Annotated in this window: 12 protein-coding genes and 2 pseudogenes; 3 read left to right on the top strand and 11 right to left on the bottom strand. The window is 51.7% G+C overall.

Annotated features, from left to right (window positions below; translation table 11 throughout):
- The 11 genes and pseudogenes from CKW15_RS13435 to CKW15_RS13380 all read right to left on the bottom strand — a co-directional run.
- Nucleotides 1-339: SDR family NAD(P)-dependent oxidoreductase (locus CKW15_RS13435; RefSeq protein ID WP_143498435.1), on the bottom strand; the 339-nt coding region annotated here is incomplete at its 3' end.
- A 315-nt stretch (nt 340-654) separates the two neighbouring features.
- Nucleotides 655-1,929 (bottom strand): OprD family porin, encoded by a 1,275-nt coding sequence (locus CKW15_RS13430; protein ID WP_095152190.1) that lies wholly within the window; start codon nt 1,927-1,929, stop codon nt 655-657.
- 146 nt (nt 1,930-2,075) lie between these two features.
- Nucleotides 2,076-3,422, bottom strand: coding sequence for an MFS transporter (locus CKW15_RS13425; protein WP_095152189.1), 1,347 nt, complete (start codon nt 3,420-3,422; stop codon nt 2,076-2,078).
- Nucleotides 3,423-3,720: 298 nt separating this feature from the next.
- A pseudogene (locus CKW15_RS13415) lies at nt 3,721-5,085 on the bottom strand (AMP-binding protein); the annotation flags it as partial.
- Between the two features lie 139 nt (nt 5,086-5,224).
- Nucleotides 5,225-5,767, bottom strand: a pseudogene (locus CKW15_RS13410) (DMT family transporter); the annotation flags it as partial.
- 225 nt (nt 5,768-5,992) lie between these two features.
- A complete protein-coding gene (locus tag CKW15_RS13405) occupies nt 5,993-7,672 on the bottom strand; it encodes a thiamine pyrophosphate-binding protein (protein WP_095152186.1) in 1,680 nt (559 codons plus the stop codon).
- Between the two features lie 121 nt (nt 7,673-7,793).
- The gene (locus CKW15_RS13400) at nt 7,794-9,194 is read right to left on the bottom strand and encodes a VOC family protein (protein WP_095152185.1); all 1,401 of its coding nucleotides are present in this window, start codon (nt 9,192-9,194) and stop codon (nt 7,794-7,796) included.
- A 173-nt stretch (nt 9,195-9,367) separates the two neighbouring features.
- On the bottom strand, nt 9,368-10,600 hold the full coding sequence (locus tag CKW15_RS13395; RefSeq protein WP_095152184.1) for a DUF3422 domain-containing protein: 1,233 nt from the start codon (nt 10,598-10,600) through the stop codon (nt 9,368-9,370).
- Nucleotides 10,601-10,625: 25 nt separating this feature from the next.
- Complete coding sequence (locus CKW15_RS13390) at nt 10,626-13,682, bottom strand: FAD-binding and (Fe-S)-binding domain-containing protein (RefSeq protein ID WP_095152183.1); 3,057 nt, start codon at nt 13,680-13,682, stop codon at nt 10,626-10,628.
- A gap of 2 nt (nt 13,683-13,684) precedes the next feature.
- Entirely contained in the window at nt 13,685-14,935 is a 1,251-nt protein-coding gene (locus CKW15_RS13385) for an aspartate aminotransferase family protein (RefSeq protein WP_095152182.1), read from the bottom strand.
- A 228-nt stretch (nt 14,936-15,163) separates the two neighbouring features.
- Nucleotides 15,164-16,069: a LysR substrate-binding domain-containing protein gene (locus CKW15_RS13380; RefSeq protein WP_095152181.1), complete on the bottom strand. Its 906-nt coding sequence runs from the start codon at nt 16,067-16,069 to the stop codon at nt 15,164-15,166.
- A gap of 141 nt (nt 16,070-16,210) precedes the next feature.
- On the opposite strand from CKW15_RS13380, the gene CKW15_RS13375 reads away from it, so the two are divergent.
- From CKW15_RS13375 to CKW15_RS13360, 3 genes are all read left to right on the top strand, one after another.
- Entirely contained in the window at nt 16,211-17,701 is a 1,491-nt protein-coding gene (locus CKW15_RS13375; RefSeq protein ID WP_095152180.1) for an aldehyde dehydrogenase family protein, read from the top strand.
- A gap of 571 nt (nt 17,702-18,272) precedes the next feature.
- The gene (locus CKW15_RS13365) at nt 18,273-19,559 is read left to right on the top strand and encodes an FAD-binding oxidoreductase (protein WP_095152178.1); all 1,287 of its coding nucleotides are present in this window, start codon (nt 18,273-18,275) and stop codon (nt 19,557-19,559) included.
- A 133-nt stretch (nt 19,560-19,692) separates the two neighbouring features.
- The coding region (locus tag CKW15_RS13360; protein WP_143498431.1) for an NAD-glutamate dehydrogenase domain-containing protein at nt 19,693-22,351 on the top strand (2,659 nt) is incomplete at its 3' end.

Genomic DNA, 22,351 nt, shown 5'->3' with positions numbered 1-22,351 from the left:
GATTTCGATAGTCCGGCGAAAACTCTCAAGCCCATGTGCGCCATTACGGCCTAAAATCCGTTCGGCTGGTGCAACACCCGCGCAGTTGATCACCCCATGCAACGCGCCAAAGACACTGACTGCAGAGGCGATTGCTGCGCGGCAATCAATTTCACTGGTGATGTCGGCTCGCACGAAAATCGCACGTTTTCCTAGCTCGTCAGCGAGGGCTGCACCAGCGGCTTCGTTCACATCAACCAGCACCACATTTGCACCTCGGCCCACCAACTCACGCGCCGAAGCCAGCCCGAGTCCAGAACCTGCTCCAGTAATTAGGAAGACTGAGTTTTCAATGCGCATGAAGTTTCCTCATGAAATTGGTTTTGCCGAATAAGCGGACAATTGGCATACAAAAGGCCCGCAGACCAAATTGTTGGCGGCCGCCGGTTTTAACTTAAGTTGTAATCAACGCTGTAAATTCTAAAAAAGTACATCCGCGAGGCTACACACGCTGTCCGGTACAGGGCGCGCCGGGGCCGAGCTATGGCTTGGCTATGTTCACTTTCGACATTGGAATGCCTATTTATTCTCTAGCTGGATCTCACGTAAAAAATGCCAGGCCTCTCTTTCGATCAGCTCTGGCAAAAGTGGAGCAAGCATTAGTGGATGTAAGTTTTAGAAGTTAAATGTATAACGCACGATAAACCGGTTTTCATTAGCACTGTCGGCGTAGGTGGAGCGGTTTGTTGAATTGCGCCACTGTACCGAGAGACCTTTGATCGGGCCGCTCTGAAGAACATAGGTGAGGTCGGTCATGCGTTCCCATTCCTTTCCGTCTTCGCCCTCTAAGCGCAGACCTGCTGCTTGGCGAGTTGTAAGCAAGGTAGGATCGACATCCTCACCTTTCGCATATTTTACTCCCAGTGTTAGCCCTGGAATGCCTAAAGCGACGAAGTTGTAGTCGTAGCGTGCAAACCAAACTTGTTCTTGCGGAGCGGTAAACGTACTGACCAATGACTCAGCGAAGAGGTAGCTATCTGCACCATTGACCATGGCAAAGGAAGTGCCTCCCCATGCTTTTTGATAACCCCCGCCGATCGTATGACCACCCAGGTTATAAGCAAAGTAGCTGCTGAGAGTGCGGTTATCGACTTCACCTATTCCCTTGTCACCGGTTTCTTTTGCATCGAAATAGCGAATATCGGTAATAAGCGCACCCGTCGATAATGGCTGATTAAGTTTCAAGCCGAAGTAGTTTGTGCGATAAAGGTCTTCCAAATCCGCAATATGATAGCTCACTGCGAGGGTTGGTAGCACCTTGTAGTCAAGTGCGAGGTAGTTGAAGTGATCGGCTTCAACCGCCCGGTAACCGAACGCGGTAAGAGATTGAAAATCAGTGGAGTTGCGTTGCTTCACCGCATTGATGCTATAGGCCGAAATCGTCAAGGGATCAAGGTCGCTGGATACCAGTGATCCCCCCCTGAACACCTGTGGCAGGAGGCGACTGTTATTGCTCCACAGCAATGGCATGAGGGGGCTGATGCCGCCTACCCGCAGTTCGCTTTTTCCCATACGAGCCTTGGCTGTAAGCATGATCTTGCTGTATTCATCTTCTACATTGCGTTCGGAGTCGTACGCGAGAATTCCGGAGCCGGTGCGATCTGGGCTGGAATCCAGCTTGATACCCAGCAGGCCTTGCGCGTCAACACCGAAGCCAACTGTCCCTTCAGTGAAGCCAGACTGTAAGTTGAGAATGAAACCTTGTCCCCATTCATCTCGCTTCGATTGGGTGGCGCCATCGTTACGAAAGTCACGATTATAATAAAAGTTACGTAGCTCCAAACTTCCTTTTGCATCCTTCAAAAAATCGGCCGAGGCGAATGGAGTTGGGAGTGAAACAGCTAAAGCTATTGTTAGTTTTGTTGCTTTTTTCAGCATGACAAACACCATTTGTTTTTGTTATATGCGCAGTAACTTGCCGCTTGTGGAGGGCGGAGACCATATATCGCCTTCGCCCAAGCCCGGCTCGCCAGGGCCGAGGCGAGGCGGAAGCAGCAATCGCTCTTCAAGTAAAATCGAGTGGAGTCAGCCAAGCTTCACTCAGCTGAGAACGCCAAAGATTTCTTTGCTCGAGTGGAATCAGCACAAGACTGGTTGATCAATGTCACCGCCACTGCACCGATCAATCCGGCCAAGCCAATGGCCATGAAGTTGTGCTCAAGTGGCAGGTTCATTGACACCAGCCAGCCGATCAGCACGGGCGCAACGATCGCCCCGATGCGTCCGACACCTGACGCAAATCCGACACCCGCCGAGCGTATCGTGGAGGGGTAGAAGTCACCTGCATAGGCATAGGCCAGCAACTGCGTACCCAGTGTGGATGCCCCAACAACGAAGACGACTGCGTACAACAGAGAGACATCGCGTGTATAGCCCATGAGGGTCAGAGCAATGGCTCCGACAATGTAGAAGCTGACCAGAACGTATTTGATGTTGAGCTTATCGGCCAGCCAGCCACCACCTAGTCCTCCAGCGATCGCACCGAGGTTGAATACGATAACGAAATTGAGTGCTGAGCCCAGGCTGAAGCCAGCCATCGCCATGAGTTTGGTTAACCAGGAGTTGAGCGCGTAAACCATGAACAGACCGGTCATGAACGCTGTCCAAATCATCACAGTGCTGAAGCCACGGCCATCCTTGAATAGATTGCGTACTGGAGCGTCCAGCTCAGCCAGAATCGCTAGGTTGCCGGTCATCTCAGTTTGGCTGGTGATATTCAATGTTGGCTCAATACGCAGCGCAACCTTGCGCAGCTCATCTTGACGGCCTTCCTTCAGCATGTAACCGATGGAATCAGGCATGGTTTTCAGGATGAAGGGGATCAGCAGCACCGGTAGTGCGGCAACGTAGAACACCCACTGCCAACCATGGCTTTCAATTAACTGCTTGGACGTAATGGCAACCAAAATGCCGCCTACCGAGTAGCCAGCAAACACCAGAGTGACCAGGCGAGTACGGAGTTTCAAAGGGGCGAACTCACTCATTTGAGCAGTACACACAGGCAATACGCCGCCAATACCCAAGCCGGCGATGAAGCGCATGATGCTGAAACTGACAGGGTCGTTGGTGAAGCCCGCACCGGCTGTGAAAAGGCTGAACAGTGCGACGCACATAGCAACCATTTTCGGACGGCCGATACGGTCGGCAAGTGTTCCAAGGAAGATCGCTCCAAGCATCGTGCCGAATAGGGCGGAACCCGCCATAATTCCTGCGCTAGTGGGGGCAATCTGCATATCTTGCATAATAGCGGGAAGGGCCGCACCGACGATGGCAAGGTCGTAACCATCGATCACAAGAATTAGCATGCACCAAAAAAGTATGAGTCGGTGAAAGCGGTTGAACTTTGAATCGCTGGCGAGCGCGTACACGTTAACTTTCTGCATATTATGTATCCTTCAGTGTTGTTGTATTTATGAAGTGCACATCGATTTTGGCGTGTGATATAGGCCACTTCGTGAGAAGAGCCTCCGAGACTGGCAGTCTGCTGTAAGAAAATTTTGCATTCTTTTCACAGTGCAGCTTGGAATTAGTAAGCTGCTGTCTGTATGCGTAGTGTATTAAGATGCCCTGTTCCATAAGCATCTAAATAGTGTTTCAAGATCGTCAAGTACATAAATGATGAATCATCAAGTCTGTCGAGTAGTGAGCTTAGAACTTTCGCGCATTTCTGACTCTTAATCATCAAGCTTGCTGCTTAGCAATCTCCTGGTTACGCAGGATGAAACGTTGTAGCTTGCCGCTAGGTGTTTTCGGCAATTCGTTGACGAACTCGATTTCCCGGGGGTAGGCATGAGCCGCGAGGCGCTGGCGGACATGTAGCCGCAATGTTTCGGCTAGTTCTGGGCTTGGTAGATATTGCTTGTTTAGCACCACGAAGGCCTTAATCAACTCTGTACGCTGCGGGTCGGGTTTTCCGATTACGGCTGACTCAATTACGGCAGGATGCTCCACCAGCGCGCTTTCAACATCAAACGGCCCTACCCGATAGCCGGAAGTAGTGATCACGTCATCATTACGGCCTACGAAGCTAATGCTGCCATCGTCGTTGAGTTCTGCTGTATCGCCGCTCAAGTAGTAACGCCCCACGAAGGCCTTGGTTGGCATGCCGAAGTAACCACTGAACCAATACTGCGGCGAGCGCTCGCGATCGACTGCCAACGTACCAGGCTGGCCGGGCGGTAACTCCTGATGCTGGTCATCAAGCACTACAATTCGGTGGCCAGGAATGGCGTAGCCAGCAGAGCCTTCACGCACAGTGTGGCTTAGGCCGTGATGGTTGCTAAGCACCATGCCTAGCTCGGTCTGCCCATAGTGGTCGTGGATGACTACACCTAAGTTCTCGGCAAACCAGCGGATAACTTGGGGATTGAGTGGCTCACCGGCGCTGCTAACCACGCGCAATCGATCTCGGATGCTATCTGCGAATTGCATACCCGAGGAGATAAGTAACCTGAAGGCCGTCGGCGAGCCGGCGAGGTTAGTGATTGCATATTTGTTGATTACCGAGCAGGTGCTTTCGACTGAAAACGGGCCATCGTAAAACAGTGTCGAGTGACCCAAAGCCAGTGGCGCGGTGACCGCATAATAAAGGCCATATGCCCAGCCTGGATCGGCGAGGTTCCAAAAGCGATCGTCCTCTCGCAGCTCTACTGCATCGCGTATGTAACCTTTGAAAGCCAAAATGGCCCGCAATGGTACTTCCAGTGGCTTGGCTGGCCCGGTGGTACCGGAAGTGCACATGAGTAGGAACGGGGCTTCGCCGTCCTGAAGCAACGGCTCGCAGTCGTTGCTCTGGCGCTGCAGGGTACTCCAAAAATCATAATCGCCGATGCATTGTGGATCAGCGCCAACAGTGATCACGGTCGGGCAGCCAATGACGTCGTCTAGTTTGGATCGGTTGCGGGTGTCTGTGACAACCCATCGTGCGCTAGAACACTCCAGTCGTTGCTCGATCGCCTTCGGCCCGAACGCGGTGAACAGCGGTTGGTAGACTGCCCCAACCCTCCAAGTTCCAAGGATAGTGATCAAGAGCTCTGTTGACGCCGGCGCCGAATTGACCCACGAGCTGAAGCAAGATTGACCCACCTATAAATCTGTAAAAATCTCGCGTAGGCAATTGGTTCGAGAGGAACAGACTGGGTCAGTGACATCTCGGCAATTGGCTCAATTCGACGTTGGCTCCAACATAGAGGGCATAGGTCACGGCGCTGGCGAATACCCAGAGCGAGCCTAGGATCACTTGGCTGCCCGTGTCCGAGACGCTTACGTCATGGACGAAGGCGATGCCCAGGCCGAAATAGCAGATGCCCATGCATGCCAAGGTGCGCAATGTCGGCCGTTCACGGAGAGCGATGGCCTGGAAGATCAGCACCAAAGTTGGGTAGATGAACAAGATCAGCCGCTCCAGTCCGGCGCTTATGTGCTGCAGGCCGTAGAAGTCAAAAAGGCTGGCCAAGTAGAAACCGAATAGTCCGAGCAGTAATATGCGCACGCAATTGCCCAAGGTCAGCGGCGCGCAGGCCTGCCGGCGACTGAACCAGACCAGCCAGACGAACAGCGGCAATGAAAGTCCCATGCGCAAGGCAAGTAGGGTGAGCGCATCCACTTGGCCGGCAGCATAGGAGAGTTTGACGAGGATCGCGTTAAAGCTGAATCCTAACGCCGAAAGCACAGCGAACAAGCTACCGTTCTGAATATAGCGCTGGATAAGTGCGTGCAAGGCATTCATAGAGGTACGCAATAGAATAGAAGGGCCTTTTTCTGAACAGAGCCCTAGGGCAGTCGCAGGCTTCATTGACTGCCACATAACGTCACATTCGCCGCTGATTATTGGCAAATTTACAACAAGAGACGCTTGCCTCAATGTCAGCGGAAAACATAACGGTGACTGTTTTTTAAAGTTCTTTTTTAGTCTTGATTAAGCGTCCCATAAGAGAGGAATTTGGTTGCCGTTTTACTTTTTACTTGATTGCTCTCTGATCTGAGTCAAGCTCAGTCGTGGTGTCAGGGCTTCAGGGTCGATCCGGACTTCAATCAGGGAGGGGCCATAGCTTCCCAGGCAGCGTTCGAACGCAGGTGCGAACTCGCAAGTATTGCTGACTACTTCGCCATGGAGCCCATAGGCCTGGGCTAGTGCTGCGAAATCCGGGTTATGCAAGTCAGTTCCCGAGACCCGTCCTGGGTAGTTGCGCTCCTGGTGCATTCTGATTGTTCCGTACATCCCATTGTTGATAACAACGAAAATCACATTGGCGCCGTACTGCGCAGCAGTCGCTATTTCTTGACCATTCATCAAGAAACAACCATCACCAGAGAACGAAACAACCACTCTATCTGGGCACGTCAGTTTGGCCGCCACCGCAGCAGGGACACCGTATCCCATTGAGCCGTTTGTAGGGCCTAGCTGGGTACGGTATTGGCGGAACTGATAGAAGCGTTGAAGCCAGACGGCATAGTTTCCAGCACCATTCGTTAGGATCGCGTCGTCCGGAAGTCTATGATTCAACCAATCAATGATTTCGGCCATTTGGACTGTGCCAGGGGAGGGCGTTCGCTGCAGATTTTGCTGATAGTAGCTGTTCAGCGTACGCGTCCATTCGCACTTTCTTTGGGGGTTAGCTGCTGGGAGTTTTGCTGCTAATTTAGCAAAGGTCGACATGCTGCTGTTTATCGCCAACGTAGGCTGGTAAACCCGTCCAAGCTCCTCAATACCTTGGTGAATATGAATCAAGGTTTGCTTGGGTACCGGGATCTCCAAAGCAGCATATCCACCTGTCGAAACCTCGCCCATTCGAGATCCGACTACGAGTAAAAGGTCAGCGTCTCTGACCGCAGACGACAGCTGAGCTGAGGCAGCGAATCCAAGATCTCCCACATAGCTGGGGTGTCGATTATCGAAAAGGTCTTGGCAGCGAAAGGAAGCTGCAACCGGGATGTCTTGCTGTTCAGCGAAGAGCCGAATGTCGTGAACTGATTCTGCATTCCAGCCGCTGCCACCCAGCACCATCAATGGTCGCTCTGATTGCTCAAGTAGTTGTTGCATCGAGGCCAATTGCTCGGCTGCCGGTGTCATCAAGACACGTTTGAAAGGCCCGGCATCAGTGACCTCCGCCATTTCAGTTAACATGTCCTCTGGTAGAGCGACCACGACGGGCCCAGGCCTGCCATTTACCGCTCGGTGGAACGCTTGGCTTATCAGCTCTGGAATTCGACTTGTATCGTCTATTTGGACGATCCATTTTGCCAAGGGGCCAAACATCTGGCGAAAATCAATCTCCTGAAACGCTTCACGGTACTGTTGATCACGAGCTACCTGGCCAATGAACAAAATCATAGGCGAAGAGTCTTGGAACGCTGTGTGGACGCCGACAGAGGCATTTGTAGCCCCCGGGCCTCTGGTGACGAAGCATATGCCGGGCTCACCAGTGAGTTTGCCATAGGCTTCTGCCATATAAGCCGCCCCACCTTCTTGACGGCATACGATCAGGTCGATTTCGTTCTGCGCGTCATGCAAGGCATCGAGAACCGCGAGGTAGCTTTCTCCTGGAACACAGAAAGCTTTCTTGACTCCATGGATGCGCAGGGCATCCACCAAGATTTGACCTCCGCTACGACGAGAAATGGTTTTATTCATTGTTATCTCCTGAGTCGAATGGTGCGGTGTGAAAAGGTGGGCAGGTCACTTTCTGGCAGCTACTGATTTGTTCGATTAGAAGATCAACGGCAATCCAAGGTTTGCCGTTGTTGAATCGAATCTAGACGAGAGGAGGAACTGCCAGAAGGGTTGAGCATTCCAGCAAAGAGCGGCGTTGAGTGTCAGCATAGAGTTTGAGCTCGTTGGTGACCTTCTGACCCAGTGCCTTTTCGAACTCGTCTTGATTAGAGCTGCCTGCATAATGGGCTTGTGAGTCATCACCGAGATTCGACTGAAAGATTCCCGCAGCACTTACTGGCAAGAAGTCTTCGTAGACAAGGGGTTCATACTGAATGTAACCCTGTGCGATAAGGTCTTGGCGAGAGCTTGGGCGGTAGCTGTTGCTCCTCGATGCGATGCCTTCTTGCGTTGGAAAATAGCGGAAGTAGGCCAGCCCTTTATCGTGCAGCTCAGCGTACGTGTCTGGAAATTCCTCGAAGTGTTTTTCCAAAAGCTGGGTGTATTTTTCAGCATTGGATTCGGATGGGAACTCCCCCAACTCTGCTCGCGCGGCGTTCAGAAGCTTGTCGTACAGCGCACGGCCTTTTGGCGTGAGTGCTGCACCACGCTGTTCGATCTCCCCAAAACGAGCTGTGTGGCTACCTTTTGCACTGTTGTTCTGGTCAGTGAAGGCTACTGTTTCCTGTAGAGCCTTAAAGCTGGTTTGGCGGAGCAGGATTGGGCATTTTCGGCGTGGCGGCCCTTCAATAACAGCCTTCGGTGTAATACCTTTTTGCGGCATTCCATCCTGGATCATGTCTATGTCCAGAGTCCGAGGGGTGAGGTGGTTGATATGCGGGCCTTTGAAAGCGACAACGTCAGCGATGAGCCTGTGTTGATCATGCAGTCGCTGATATTCTTTTGCCGTTACTGTGGCGTCGTGATGCCAGCGGAACGTCTCTAACGCCTCTTGAATGAAGTCCCTGGCATCCTTTGGATCAAGGCCTCCATTGGATTCAAATTTCTCGATCAGGGCCAAGGCGTTCGGAGTGAAAATTTGACGCTGATCCAGAATCACCTGAACCAGTTTTCGCAGATATTCGTTCTCAATCAAATCCAGACGGAGTAACGACGTGAATACTCGGAACGGGCTGGATTGCAGTGAGTCTTCATGCACCGCACGAAATGCTGTTGAGTGTACTGGTACGCCCGCTGGCGTGAGGTCGTAGTAGCCGACGGGATGCATGCCCATTACTGCGAAAAGTCGTGCAATAGTTGCGAGCTCTTCAGGAGTGCCTACGCGAATGGCCCCATGACGCTCCATATCTAAACGCTCAATTTCTCCTGTCCGCTTCAGATAGTCTGAAATGGCATTGTTCGACTCCAACACTTTCTTGTTGGTTTCTGCAACAAGCTCCATGAGCGTTCCGTAGAGCGGTACCTCATCCTTGTACATCTCGGACATGGCACGGGAAAAGTGAGTGCGAATTTCGTCTGGATCGACGAAATCTGAAGTGTTCATCAAAGAACTCCTTGCAAGATATCTACGTGTGACGTGGGCGATCGATCTCAAAAAAATGAGTTCTGTGCCGTGAATTTTGAGCATCATCGTGTATGGGCACAAACGATGTTTGCTCAGAACTTCATTCCCTCAGCTATTGAAGTGGTGTGCCAAATATAAAGGCGCCCAAGTTTCTAGATCGCTGCGCGCTTTAGCCTCTTTGCTATAAGCACCACCATTCCTATTACTAATGGAATCAGCAGTGAAACGACTATTCTTGGGGCTATGGATACACCCAATGAGGATAGGGTTTCGCAAATTATTTTCAGTACGCTTATCAGGTAGTAGCTGATAGCAATAATTGAGAAGCCTTCAACCGCCTTCTGAATTCGTATCTGCGTCATTGCCCTCAAATCAAGAGCGGCAAGAATCTTAGAATTTTGCTCCTCGACTTCCACCTGTACGCGGGCTTGCAGAAGGTCACCGAGGTTGGCGACACTGGAGGTAATGCGTTCCAAACGTTTTTCAGTCGCTTCGCAATAGCGAACGCCTGGTCGAAAGCGGCGTTCGATAAACTTACCTACTTGCTGGTAGCCCTTTATGCTGTTTTCACGCAGTTCGGAGACGCGCTCAAAGACAATGAGTGAGTAAGCTTCCGTAGCACTGAAGCGCTGCCGAGTCTTTGCTGTACGGTTGGCAAGCTCTGCGGATAGAAGCGTAATTTCGTCCAAGAGAAGCCGTGCTGAACCGTTGCAAATCGATGAATTTTTTTGAGCAAGGGTCGCCAGGTTTCGTTCGAAAGTCTGCAACTCTACGCTTAATTCTTGCGCTAGGGGCAGTGTGAGCGAAGCAAGCATTCGGTAGGTTTCGATTTCAAGAAGACGCCGGATACTGCGCCCCAATCGAAACGCGTTCAGGTTGTTGTTTACAAGAAGAATGTGATTGAAACCGTTCGAGTCGAGACGGAAGTCACTCCAGATCGATGCGTCACCATTGTTGATGTTTGAGCTTGCAGGATCCTTAAATCCATATGATTGAGGCGTGCCTAACCAAGTGGCTGCATCCTCGACCAATATTTGGGTCGCATTGATTACCAATGATCTATTTTGAGTGATTATCTCTTCTAAAAACTTAGGGGCAGACGTCCATCCACTAAATGCGTCTATCCGTGGCACGACTAAAGTCATTGTCAGGAATTCGGTATGCCACTCCCATTTGAATGGCAAGCCGTTAATTCTCATTAGTTGATGCCGTGTAGAAATGTTCGACGTACTTGGCTCGCAATGTGATGAAAGCGCTTCGATAATATTATTAGCGGAGTTGCCGTCATCTAGTATTGCCAGGTGATAAATAATTGCGGGGCCATCAAAGTAAATCGATGGTCGCGCATGAAGTTCGTCGTGAAGGCGCTTTCGCAGGGGGTGCATTTAGGAGAACCCTCATCAAGCTGTTTTAGGATTTGATCTGGGCCAGCAGCGCTTGGATAGGATGGTTTATTTTTTCATCCCCAAATCGCTTCACTTGGCTGCGGCAAGAGTAACCATTGGCCAGGAGCTTTCCGCCGGCTTTGTATTTTTCTACGGCGGCTTTCCAAGACAGACCATATATTTCCTTGGATGTTTCGTAATTTCTCGACTCGTGACCGTAGGTGCCAGACATCCCGCAGCAACCTGTAGCAATGACTGTCAACTTTATACCGAACTTCTCGAATACGGTCTGCCAAAGGGCAGTACTTGCAGGTGTATTCGTTTTTTCGGTGCAATGGGCCAATAGTAGGTAGGGGGTCTGGGATATGGCACGGCTGTTTATCACCGGCGATCCGATCTCGAAAATTTTGGCCAGCCACTCCTGTGGCAGCAAGACCATGGGGCATGGGGTATCAGCCGATAGCTTCGAATACTCCTGGCGATATACGAGTGTCATCGCCGGATCCAGGCCTACCAACGGAATGCTAAATTTACTCAACTCGTTCAGCTTGGCTGAGCTTTTTCGAGCTGTTTTTTCGAACGCTCCCAAAAAGCCTAATACTTGAAGCGGTTTTCCGTTTGGGGAAAATGGAGCCAGGTAGATGTGGTAGCCGATCTTGGAGATCAGCTCGATCCAGTCTGATACCACTTGGGTCTCGAAATACCGGGTAAAGGCGTCCTGTACCAAAATGACGCTTCGTTTGCGCTCGCTTTCGGTCAGTGATTCCAACGTTTCCTGCGTAGCGACTTTGACTTTCGCTTTTCTGAGCACATCAGCCAAATTGATGTTGCTGAGCAACGGGCTGTCTACCATCCCTCCGTATTTTTTCAGGAAAAGGCTGACTGGCTTCGCACTCATGAGGGAGTTATAGAGCCAAGGCACTCTTGCAAAATACGGTATCGTGAATTCCAAAGATCCAATCAAGTAGTCTTTGAGCGGGCGGAAGTAGCGCGTGTGATAAAGCTCTAAAAAGCGAGACCTAAATTCAGGTACGTTCACCTTAATGGGGCATTGACCGGCACAAGATTTACAGGCCAAACATCCTGACATCGCGTCGAAAACCTGATGGGAAAAATCTTCTTCGATGCTTCGCGACGTAAAGCTCGTATTCACCTTTCTCAGCAGGCTGATCACGGCGTTTTCGTCTTTCGCACGCTGCGCAACTTTGAGAACGTCGATGCCAGCATTACCTTGTATTCTTAGCCATTCACGAATCAGCGATGCACGCCCTTTCGGTGAATGAACGCGTTCCCTCGTGGCTTTCCAAGAAGGGCACATCGCATCACTAGGGTCAAAGTTGTAGCACGCACCGTTTCCGTTGCAGTGCACGGCGCTTTCGTAGCTTTGCCAGACTCGCTCATCGATCTGACGGTCGTACTCGCCTCGCATAGGCACTTCGTCAATCTTTAGGAGTTGCTCATCGCTATTGAGTGGCGTCGCTATTTTCCCAGGATTGAGTTGATTATAAGGGTCGAAGGCAGCTTTCAACTGCTGCAGGACTGGGTAAAGCTTGCCAAAGAATTTGGGAGCGTATTCCGAGCGAACGCCTTTTCCATGTTCACCCCACAATAAACCGCCGTACTTGTGAGTCAGTTCCGCAACGCCATCAGAAACGGTTCGCACGAGAGAGGCTTGAATTGGGTCTTTCATATCTAGAGCGGGTCGGACATGGAGTACGCCAGCATCGACATGGCCGAACATTCCGTATTGCAGATTGTGCGAGTCTAGCAATTCCCGGAATTCAGTAATGAAGGCCGCCAGATTTTCTGGCGGTACTGCCGTGTCCTCTACAAATGGTTGAGGACGTATTTCGCCTTTCACGTTACCAAGCAGACCAACAGCACGCTTTCGCATTGAGTACACGCGAGAAATGGCTTGTGAGCCTTTGGCTAACGTATGGCCGATACGCTCAACGCTTTTGTCGGAGGATAAATGTGCAAGGAAGTCGTTAACGGTGGCTTCCAGGGCACAGGCGTCATCGCCGCTGAACTCGATGAGATTGATGCCCAAGGTTGGGCGGTTTGGATTGGGTGGAAAGTACTCAGCCACGTCGTGCCAAACAATGTCCTGCATTGCGAGGCCTAATACTTTGGAGTCCACCGTCTCAATTGATAGTGGCTTGAGGGCCATCAGAGCACGTGCGTCTCGCAAAGCTTCCATGAAGCTCGCGTACGACACATTGATGAGCGTTGAGTGTTTGGGAATAGGTAAAACGTTGAGTTTGGCTTCTACGACAAAGCCGAGCGACCCCTCAGAACCACATAAAATGTTGTTCAGATTGACCCGTCCACGCTCGTCGCGGATGTGTGCCAGGTCGTACCCAGTCAAGCAACGATTGAGCTTGGGAAACGTTTTATCGATAAGCTCCCGATGTTCCTTATGAATATCTGTGACGCACCGGTGTACTCGGCCAACGATGCCTGGAGCTGCACTGAAATGTTGGAGCTCAGCGCCATAGAGGGGCTTGCTGTCCAGCGCGTCGCCACCCCAAAGCATCGTCTTGAGCTCTAGGACATGATCTCTGGTTTTGCCATACGTGCAGCTACCTTGCCCGCTGGCATCAGTGTTGATCATGCCGCCGATAGTGGCCCGATTCGATGTTGAAAGCTCTGGTGCAAAGAACAAACCATGAGGTTTCAAGGCCGCGTTGAGCTGGTCTTTGACAACTCCAGCCTGTACACGAACCCAACGCTCTTCGACGTTGAGTTCCAGGATTTGATTGAGATGCTTCGAAAGGTCGACGATTAACCCGTGTGTTAAGGATTGCCCATTTGTGCCAGTACCACCGCCTCGCGGGGTAATAACGATTTGCCGAAATTCCTTCTGCGCAACAAGTCGAGTCAATAGATGGATGTCATGGACATCGCGGGGGAACAGCGCTGCTTGTGGCAAGCGCTGGTATATCGAGTTGTCGGTCGCGAGCACCGTACGGTTGGCGTAGTCAGGAGTTATTTCTCCCTTAAAACCTTGCGCATGGAGCGAGTCGAGGAAAGTACGATAGATCCTTGTGAGCTCTACCGGTGCAGCAATCTGGGCGATCATGTTTAGCGAATTCCAGCCAGGCAGCTCTCGAAAATATCGAGACCTTCGTTCAAGATTTCTGGTTCGGTAGTTAGCGGTGGGAGCAGTCGGATGATGTGGCGAGATTTTCCGCTGGGCATTAGAAGCAGACCGTTCTGTCTGGCGCTCTCTAATAGCTGTGCTAGTACCGACGTAGCTGGTTTTCCTTCAGGAGTTATCAGCTCGATACCTCTCATTGCCCCGACACCGGTCAATCTTCCGAGATAAGGAGAGATCTTCTTTTGCTTCCATGCGAGATACCGGCCGACGATTGGCTTTTCCTGATTTTCGCCCCAGGAAGAAAGGTTTGCGTCTGTCATCTCGTCCAGTGTGGCGAGCGCCGCTGCACATGCAATTGGGTTGCCTGAGTAAGTCCCGCCCAGGCCACCTTTGGGCAAGGTGTCAAGCAGATATTTTTTTCCGACCACCGCTCCCAGTGGAAGGCCACCAGCAATGCTTTTGCCTAGCAGGATCAAATCAGGTTCGATACCCAGTCGTGTAAAGGCAAAGCGCTGTCCGGTGCGACCAAATCCGGACTGGATTTCATCGGCAATCAGCAAAATGCCCTTTTCCTCGCAGAACGTGCGTAACGCTTGTGCAAATTGAGGGTCGAGGGCAAGGAATCCACCTTCGCCCTGGACGGGTTCCAGAATGACGCAGGCGACTTCATCGACATCGATTTCGACGCTGAAGAGCCGATCCATTGCGTTGAGCGCTTCCTGCGCCGTGACGCCAGTGTCTTCACTCGGGTAGGGAAGGTGATAAACCGGGCCTGGCAACGTGCCGACACGCTGCTTGTACGGTGCCACTTTGCCGTTCAAATTCAGGGTGGACAAAGTACGTCCATGAAAACCTCCATCGAATGCAATAACCGCAGTGCGACCGGTAGCAGCGCGTGCAATTTTCAGCGCATTCTCTGCTGCCTCGGCGCCACTGTTGGTCAACATGCCACTGACCGAATAGGACACTGGGATGAACTCGGCCAGTCGAGCCATCAGTTTCTTATAGGGTTCGTGAGGCGCTGCATTGAATGCGTAATGCGTCAGCCTGGAGGCTTGGGTGCACACTGCCTCGACAATCCGTGGATTGCAGTGGCCTAGATTCAGCACGCCAATACCACCTACGAAATCGATATAGCGCTTGCCGTCTGTATCCCATACTTGTGCGTTGATGCCGTGGCTCAACGTGATCGGATGGACGATTGCGATGGACTCGCTGATGGAGGAATGTGTCATGACAGCACGCTCTCCATTGCCTCAGCCGGCAAGTTTTCGCTCCGCTTTTTCTCGTACGGAGAAACGGAAAACTTCAGACTGAGAGGTGTCGTCCGTAGGCAATTTTCTGTGGCAAGCATTCGCATTTTGGTGTTCCTGGCTGCATAGGTTTTTTCTATGTAAGCGAGGAATGCTTGGTCACGACAAGCGAAAAGAAATTACAGGATCATTCCGTAAGCTCTTGAAGTGTCAAATTGGGTAATTTCCAAATTTGGCTTGCTCCAGTACCCATTCCGCAAAATTGCGTACCTTTGGGATGTCAGCAGCGTGTTCTGAATAGGCCATGAAATGCGAGCCGGAGCTATGGACGGAGTAGTCCCAAGCAATGACCAATTTCTTTTCGGCGATCTCGTCAGTGACAAGAAATTTTGGTACCAAGGCCACTCCGCAGCCTGCCTGGGCTGCGCGTATGCACATGTAAAAAGTGTCAAAGCGTGGCCCGTGATAGCTGTTTTCTGTATGCAGATCCTGCTCAAGAAACCATTCATGCCAAGCCTCGGGTCGAGAGGTGCATTGCAGCAAGATCAGGTCAGTTAGGTCTGCTGCACTCCTGATGGGTCTATTTTCAAGAGTTTCAGGGGAGCACACGGGGACAACATCCTCTCCGAAAAGCTTGGTGCAGACGGCTCCAGGCCACGAGCCCTGTCCGAAAAAAAAGGCCACATCCGCCTTGGCCTTTAGCAGGTCGAAAGGCTCCAGTTCGCTGCGAATTTCTAGATGGATATTAGGAAAGCGCTTACTGAAACCTTTGAGGTTAGGCACTAACCAGCGTGCGCCGAAGGTTGGTTGGGTTGCCACCCGCAGGACTTCCGTCTCGCCTCCATACGAAAGAATGTACCGACTCGACATATCAACCTGGGTCAATATTTTATCGACCTCTGCAAGGTAGAGCTCGCCCGCAGGTGTTAGCTGTAGGCGTCGGCGCACCCTGTGAAAGAGATGGTGTCGCAGCATTTCCTCCAGCTGAGCAACCTGTTTGCTGACTGCGCTTTGGGTCAGATGGAGTTCTTCGGCAGCACGAGTGAAGCTCAAGTGACGAGCTGCAGCTTCGAAGCACTGTAGGGCAGCCATGGAGGGAGTAAGGCGTTTGGACATGTCTCTCTCTATCTGGTGAAGGCTGAGTTCATTAGCTCAGGGAATGATGTGCTGAGTAAACGTCGTTTGTTGATCGGGGGGATCGGATTAATACTGAACCAGATCAATAATTTCGACCACCATCAGATGCAGGAGAAAAAAATGGTTGATGGACTGCTTAAAGGCCTTGGCGTTTCTGAGGCTACATTCACGAATGGCGGTTATCCCATTCATACACCAATCGATGGTAGTCAAATCGCTTCCGTCACTTTAGAGGGCAAAGCTAGCGTCGCTAAGAAGATCGATCTTGCCCATCAAGCCTTTCTAACTTGGCGTGATGTTCCGGCGCCACGCCGTGGTGAGCTCGTTCGTGTGTTCGGCGAAGTTTTGCGCAAAAACAAAGATCAGCTTGGCGAATTGGTCTCGGTAGAAACCGGAAAAATCCTTCAGGAAGGTCTGGGCGAAGTTCAGGAGATGATTGATATCTGTGACTTCGCAGTCGGTCTCTCTCGCCAGTTGTACGGTTTGACTATCGCGTCTGAGCGTCCGGGTCACCACATGCGTGAAACATGGCAGCCTCTCGGCATCGTCGGCGTGATCAGTGCGTTCAACTTTCCTGCCGCTGTGTGGGCTTGGAACACTACTTTGGCGTTGGTTTGCGGCAACTCTGTACTGTGGAAACCGTCCGAAAAAACCCCTCTGACTGCTCTGGCGTGCCAGGCACTGTTCGAGCAAGCACTGAAAATCTTTGGACAGGCTCCAGAGGGGCTTAGCCAACTGATCATCGGTGATCGTGAGGCCGGTGAGGTTCTCGTCGATGATCCGCGCATTCCACTGATCAGTGCGACTGGCAGCACTCGTATGGGTCGTGAAGTCGGCCCACGAGTGGCTGCTCGTTTCGGTCGTAGCATCCTTGAGCTCGGCGGTAACAACGCGATGATCCTGGCGCCGAGTGCCGACCTTGATTTGGCCGTGCGTGGCATCCTGTTCAGTGCTGTCGGTACTGCTGGGCAGCGCTGCACTACCCTGCGTCGTTTGATCGTGCACCGTTCGATTAAGGATGACGTTGTTGCTCGAGTGAAGGCTGCATACGCCAAGGTGCGTATCGGCGATCCACGTAAGGACAATTTGATCGGGCCGCTGATTGATAAGCACGCTTTCGATTCGATGCAAGGTGCACTGAGCCAAGCGCGTGACGAAGGTGGTCAGGTATTCGGTGGTGAGCGCAAGTTGCAGGATCAGTACCCGAACGCTTACTACGTTGCACCGGCCATTGTTGAGATGCCTGGCCAGTCCGACGTCGTTCGTCACGAAACCTTCGCGCCGATTCTGTACGTGTTGGCTTATGACGAGTTCGAAGAAGCACTTCGTCTTAACAACGAAGTTCCGCAAGGCCTGTCGTCCTGCATCTTCACTTTGGACGTGCGCGAAGCTGAGCGTTTCCAAAGCGCGTCCGGCAGTGATTGCGGTATTGCCAACGTCAACATCGGTACCAGTGGTGCCGAAATTGGCGGTGCATTCGGCGGCGAGAAAGAAACCGGTGGCGGACGTGAGTCCGGTTCGGACTCCTGGAAAGCCTACATGCGTCGTCAGACCAATACGATCAACTATTCTCGCGAGCTGCCTCTGGCTCAAGGTATCGTCTTCGATTGATCACGCTACTCCCCGCGCCGGTTTTGATCGGTGCGGGGAGTTTCAATCTTCGGGAGCAAAATCAGTCGCTAACGGATGTAAATGAGCAAAGCCGGTCGAAACTAATAATGCTCCAGCATAAATAGAATAATCGGCTAACTAGCTTAAGAAAATAATAGAAGGCCAGCGTCATGTTCGTGATATTTGAATATGCCAACCTATTCGCAAGAGGCTTGACGTTGGACACTGAAAAAGTGACGAAGAAGAATACTCCATTCTGGATGGCAGTCGCTCTCTTGTTGGTAGCCACTATTTTGTTATTGGTGAAGTTTTTTCTTTCTAAAAATTTTGTACCACAGGTTGCGCTCGCCATGGGCATACTGTTTGCGGCCATCATGTACGCAAACATCGTTCGCACGCTTATCCGGGCTGCAATGTCCTCTCTCTCAGAGTCTTCGAATCCCACTGCGGACGACGCTTTTAGAGCCAGGTCTCAGGTTCTGGGCGAGTCGTGTGAGTTCATCCTTCCTGAACCTTTGGTTCTATAAACATATGTGTTCCACTGCGAGTCTGCGGTAGAGAGGTAGATTGTATGGTTGAGTTACGTCGAGAGTGTCTCTGGGAGCATGTAACTCCCAAGCTTGCATCGCCAACTGTTCTGGCAAGCACTATCAAGGTGGACGTCTGCGTCATTGGTGGTGGTATTACAGGACTCTCTGCTGCTCTGAACCTACTCGAGAACGGCAAGAGCGTTGCTGTACTTGAGGCTCATCAAGTTGGTCACGGTGGATCTGGACGCAACGTAGGTTTGGTCAATGCCGGTACCTGGATTCGACCAGATGATGTTGAGGCTACGTTAGGGACTAAGGTTGGTGCTCGCCTCAACAAGGTTCTTGGAGAAGCACCAGCTCAGGTTTTTGCCACGATCAACAGACTGGGTATCGATTGTCAGGCGCGTAACGACGGTACCCTTCACATGGCGCACAACGCTACAGGTGTTGCTGACTTGCAAGCCCGCCATGATCAGTGGAAGCGTCGAGGGGCGGATGTTGAACTGCTGACAGGATCCCAATGCCAGGAGTATTGCGGTACGGATAAGATTTCAGCGGCATTGCTGGATCGTCGGGCGGGAACAATTAATCCAATGGGCTATACCTCGGGATTGGCCGAAGCCGTGCGGCGACTGGGCGGTCGATTGTTCCAGAACTCAGCCGTTACCCGGTTGGAGAAGCAGGGTAATTCCTGGTCGGTCAAGACTGCAGATGGAGTGATTGTTTCAGACAAAGTCGTCATTTCGACTGGCGCATATACTGAGGGCGATTGGTCTGAGCTGCATAAGAACTATTTTCGTGGCTATTACTATCAAGTGGCCTCGAAACCTCTAGTGGGTACAGAGGCTGATAACATTCTGAAGTATGGCCAAGGTTCCTGGGACACGCGTACGGTATTGAGTAGTATCCGCCGGGATGCCGATGGGCGTCTGTTGCTTGGCAGTCTTGGACGAACAGATAACAAGCCGAACTGGTTCATCAAAAGTTGGGCCGATAGGATTCAAAGCCACTACTTTTCTAAGTTGGGTAAGGTTGAGTGGGAAATGCACTGGACGGGCTGTATCGACTTTACTCCGGATCACTTGATGCGTTTGTTTGAACCTGCCCCGGGTATTGTCGCCGTTACTGGTTATAACGGGCGTGGAAATACTACCGGTACTGTTGTTGGCAAGGCCTTGGCTGACTACTTGATCGACGACCAGCCTGAAGATTTGCCGATACCTTTCTCGACAATGAAGCCAATTTATAGTGCTGGATTGCGAAGTGCATTCTATGAGAGTGGATTTTCTCTATATCATGCTGGCCAATGTTTGAGAGTTATTCTGTAAAAATGGACTTTTTGACTGGAGGGGACAGCCGAACTCGATCTTGAGTTCGGCTGATAGGTCGCGGCTATTGCGCTGTATGCCTATTCTTCTAATTAAGTCGAATTTTCATCACTCAGTCGTGTAGGGCCTGGCTATGAATAGTGTCTCTGTTATCAGTGAAAGTAATTTCAAACGTCAATTGCACCAGGCGCTGGGGCAGTATGTCAGTGATGACGAGATAAGCCAGGTTCTAAAATTTGCTGATCAATTTTATAGCTTTGCGGCCTTGGATGAGTTTCAGGATCGGCGCATTTCTGATTTGGTTGGTGCAACCATTTCTTTATGGCGAATGCTCATGCAACATGACGCCAAGAGCTCAATAGTCCGAGTATATAATCCGGATTTCGAGCGTCATGGTTGGCAGTCGTCGCACACAGTTGTTGAGATGGTTTGTCCTCAAGTTCCCTTTCTAATCAATTCTATTCGAATGGAACTGAATAATCGCGGGTACAACATTCACACTCTTCAAACCGCTGTTTTTGAACTTGAGTTCGATCAGAAGGGAGAGGCGGTAGGGCAGTCTACCAACGCGTCCGAAATTTCTGATTCATCCAATACGGCAGTGGCTTTTTTCGAGATTGATCGCTGTTCAAGTTCAAGCGAGCTTCGATTGATAGAAGCCGCGCTGATAGAGGTGCTGGAAGAGGTCGGGCTTGTGGATGCGGATCTTTTACCTATGAAGGTAAAAATCAACGAACTCCGTGCCTCTCTGGGAATGTTCGATTCTAGCGCTCAATCTTTAGAACTCGACGAGGCGAGGGCGTTTTTCGATTGGATGCTAAAAGGCCACTTTACCTTTCTAGGCTATGAAGAATTCAAGGTGGTCAATGGATCCTCTTCGGGACACATTGAGTACGATGAGTCGTCATTTTTGGGTATCAGTCGTAGATTACATTCTGGCTTGGATAGTGAATATTTGAAGGTTAGGCCAGAGGTACAAAACTTCCTAACCGCTTCTTTTTTGCTCTCCTTCGCAAAGTCTTCTTATCTCAGTCGCGTGAAACGCTCCACCTATGCTGATTATGTTTCTCTGAGAGAGATTGATTCTTTTGGGAATGTTGTTAAAGAGCATCGATTCATCGGTCTGTTCTATTCTCACGGCCAAAGCGTACGTGATATTCCTTGTATTCGTGTCAAGGTAGCTCAGGTAGAAGCGCGCTCAGGATATGGTGCTGAAAGCCATTTGGGGCAGGAGCTCGCAAGGATCCTCGAGACCTTGCCAAGAGATGATTTGTACCAAAGCTCGGTGGACGAACTCTTCACTACCGTTATTTCCATCGCGCAGATCCAAGAGCGGTTCAAGATTCGTGCGTTTTTCCGAACTGACCCATATGACCGATTTTTCTACTGCCTGACTTATGTGCCTCGTGAGATTTATTCCACTGAAATTCGTCTGAAAATCCAGCAGGTGCTAATGGCGGCTGTAGGTGCGGAGGCCTGTGAGTTTTGGACGGTTTTCTCTGAGTCCGTACTGGCTCGCGTCCAGTTCATTCTCCCTCTTACCGATCACTCATCGGAAGCGGTTGACTACAAACTTCTAGAGCAGCAAGTGATCCAGGCATGCCGCAGCTGGCAGGATGATTACGCCGCCCTGACTGTGGAAAGCTTCGGTGAAGCCCAGGGCACTAACGTGCTGGCCGACTTCCCGAAAGGCTTCCCGGCCGGTTACCGCGAGCGTTTCGCCGCGCATTCGGCCGTGGTCGATATGCAGCACCTGCTGTGCCTGAGCGACAAAAAACCGCTGGTGATGAGCTTCTATCAGCCGCTGGCCCAGTTCTCCGGTCAGCGCGAGCTGCATTGCAAGCTGTACCACGCCGATACCCCGTTGGCGCTGTCTGACGTGCTGCCGATCCTGGAAAACCTCGGCCTGCGCGTGCTGGGTGAATTCCCGTATCACCTGCGCCACAACAGCGGCCGCGAGTTCTGGATTCACGACTTCGCGTTCACCGCCGCCGAAGGCCTGGATCTCGACATCCAGCGACTCAACGACACCCTGCAGGACGCGTTCGTCCATATCGTGCGCGGTGATGCCGAGAACGATGCGTTCAACCGCCTGGTGCTGACCGCTGGTCTGCCGTGGCGCGACGTGGCACTGCTGCGTGCCTACGCCCGTTACCTGAAGCAGATCCGTTTGGGCTTCGACCTGGGGTACATCGCCAGTACCCTGAACAACCACACCGACATCGCCCGCAAGTTGACCCGGTTGTTCAAGACCCGTTCCTACCTGGCGCGCAAGTTAAGCAGCGACAACCTCGAGCAGCGTCTGGAGCACGCGATCCTGGCTGCTCTGGACGACGTCCAGGTACTGAACGAAGACCGCATCCTGCGTCGCTACCTGGATCTGATCAAGGCCACCTTGCGCACCAACTTCTACCAGCCCGACGCCAACGGCCATAACAAGTCGTACTTCAGCTTCAAGTTCAACCCGTACCTGATTCCCGAGTTGCCGAAGCCGGTACCGAAGTTCGAAATCTTCGTGTACTCGCCGCGCGTCGAAGGCGTGCATCTGCGCTTCGGCAACGTGGCCCGTGGCGGCCTGCGCTGGTCTGACCGTGAAGAAGACTTCCGTACCGAAGTCCTGGGCCTGGTAAAAGCCCAGCAAGTGAAGAACTCGTTGATCGTGCCAGTGGGTGCGAAGGGCGGCTTCCTGCCGCGTCGCCTGCCACTGGGCGGCAGCCGTGACGAGATCGCGGCCGAGGGCATTGCCTGCTACCGCATCTTCATTTCCGGTCTGTTGGACATCACCGACAACC

The organism is Pseudomonas sp. Irchel s3b5 (assembly GCF_900187435.1).
Classification (GTDB): Bacteria; Pseudomonadota; Gammaproteobacteria; order Pseudomonadales; family Pseudomonadaceae; genus Aquipseudomonas.
Note: the sequence above shows the minus strand (reverse complement) of the source record. Positions and strands in the feature narration are given on the sequence as shown.